This window comes from Streptosporangium sp. DT93, from assembly GCF_049844535.1.
GTDB lineage: Bacteria > Actinomycetota > Actinomycetes > Streptosporangiales > Streptosporangiaceae > Streptosporangium.
The window spans coordinates 1-944 of record NZ_JBNCLF010000059.1 but is presented as its reverse complement, the minus strand read 5'-3'; the positions used below and the strand labels follow the sequence as shown (position 1 = coordinate 944).

2 rRNA genes are annotated in these 944 nt (G+C 59.4%); both read right to left on the bottom strand.

Annotation, left to right across the window (positions count from 1 at the left end):
- A 23S ribosomal RNA gene (locus ACLQ2R_RS39465) occupies positions 1-449 on the bottom strand; the annotation flags it as partial.
- 399 nt (positions 450-848) lie between these two features.
- A 16S ribosomal RNA gene (locus ACLQ2R_RS39460) occupies positions 849-944 on the bottom strand; the annotation flags it as partial.

Here is a 944-nt window from a genome sequence, read left to right as displayed (position 1 = left end):
CCCTCCAACAGTCCAACCAATTTCGCCTACCCGACTCTCACGGTCTACGGCGCAACTTCCCAGAAGCTTCGACTATCAGCTGGATTTCTTACTGTCTGGAGGAACGGCAGCCCCTCCCAGAGGGTCCCACAACCCCGCAAACGCAACGCCTGCCGGCTATCACACGCCTACGGTTTAGCCTGATCCGCTTTCGCTCACCACTACTCACGGAATCACTATTTGTTTTCTCTTCCTACGGGTACTGAGATGTTTCACTTCCCCGCGTTACCACCAACCGCCCTATACATTCAGGCGGAGGCAACACCACATGACTGGTGCTAGGTTTCCCCATTCGGACATCCCCGGATCAAAGTCTGGTTGGCGACTCCCCGGGGCTTAACGCAGCCTCCCACGTCCTTCATCGGCTCCTGATGCCAAGGCATCCACCGTGTGCCCTAAAAAACTTGGCCACAAAGATGCTCGCGTCCACTATGCAAATCTCAAACAACAAACAGCGACCACACCCGACCCGCCACCACCACCCACCGCGACACGCGCAGATGAGCTGGTCTGACAGAAGGATGGCCCCGCATGAGGGTCAAACAGACAGCAAGCCCGCCTCAGCGGGCCCGCTCTGATGTCCGTTTCCTCAGGACCCAACAGTGTGTTCAACCAGGACGATCCCCAGCGCCGACGTTCCCACTCCTTCCTCACGGAAGGCGGTACTAGCAGGTTCCGGCCGATCAGGCCCGGTTGAGTAGCCAGTGCTCCACTAATGAGCGTGCCGAGCGTGAGACGTTCGCTCACGAACACGACGTGGACCCCGATCACCCCGGCTAGCGGGGTCGACCTGGGCCGGTGCTCCTTAGAAAGGAGGTGATCCAGCCGCACCTTCCGGTACGGCTACCTTGTTACGACTTCGTCCCAATCGCCAGCCCCACCTTCGACCGCTCCCCCCAGACAAG